Here is a 253-nt window from a genome sequence, read left to right as displayed (position 1 = left end):
TCGGGGTTGTTTTTGAAGCGGGTAGCGCAGCGACCAATGAAGGGTTTTCAACCCCTGATCCCTCTTCATGTCGCTCACCTCCTCGGTCTGTCTGCTGCTCTCGGAATGGATTTCCTTTCTTTTGGCTGCCGTTCCACCCCGTTCCCGCCGAACCTTTGTCGAACTTCTGATCGGTTGCATGCTCAACCCGGAAGGCTGGGTCACTCGTGCCATCGGTGCCATTCGCCGCGAGGCGCACTGGACCACCTACTAC

Annotated in this window: 1 pseudogene; it reads left to right on the top strand. The window is 57.7% G+C overall.

Annotated elements, in window-relative coordinates:
• Positions 1–67: 67 nt before the first annotated feature.
• Positions 68–253: pseudogene (locus tag IV91_RS16495) on the top strand (IS701 family transposase); the annotation flags it as partial.

Source organism: Ferrovum myxofaciens, assembly GCF_000735045.1.
In the GTDB taxonomy this organism is placed as follows: Bacteria; Pseudomonadota; Gammaproteobacteria; order Burkholderiales; family Ferrovaceae; genus Ferrovum; species Ferrovum myxofaciens.
The sequence above is the reverse complement of the archived record's forward strand: the minus strand, read 5'-3'. Positions and strand labels throughout refer to the sequence as shown.